The organism is Brevibacterium sp. SIMBA_078 (assembly GCF_046534565.1).
Classification (GTDB): domain Bacteria; phylum Actinomycetota; class Actinomycetes; order Actinomycetales; family Brevibacteriaceae; genus Brevibacterium.
On record NZ_JAWRYQ010000185.1, the window covers coordinates 1 to 275 of the forward strand.

Genomic DNA, 275 nt, shown 5'->3' on the forward strand with positions numbered 1-275 from the left:
CTCTTCATGCATCATGCGACCTTCGTACAAGTCCAGACGAGCAACCACTGAGCTTTTTAGCGCCGCGACAAAGAAATCGCCTTTCCATTCCGGAAACGCATCGCCGGTGTAAAAAGTTGCACCGGCCGTTGCAATGGACGGAACCCAATAATAAAACGGCTGCTCAGTACCTTCTTTCACAGCGTCTTCACTGATTGTAGCGCCACCGTAATCAACACCGTAGGTAACTTCAGGCCAACCGTAGTTCTTTCCGGCTTCCGGAATGTTTACCTCAT

The 275-nt window shown here is 50.2% G+C and carries 1 protein-coding gene; it reads right to left on the reverse strand.

Going from position 1 to position 275, the window contains the following annotated elements:
• Positions 1-275 (reverse strand): PQQ-dependent sugar dehydrogenase (locus SB749_RS19375; RefSeq protein ID WP_410711739.1); only part of this gene is annotated, 275 nt, incomplete at both ends.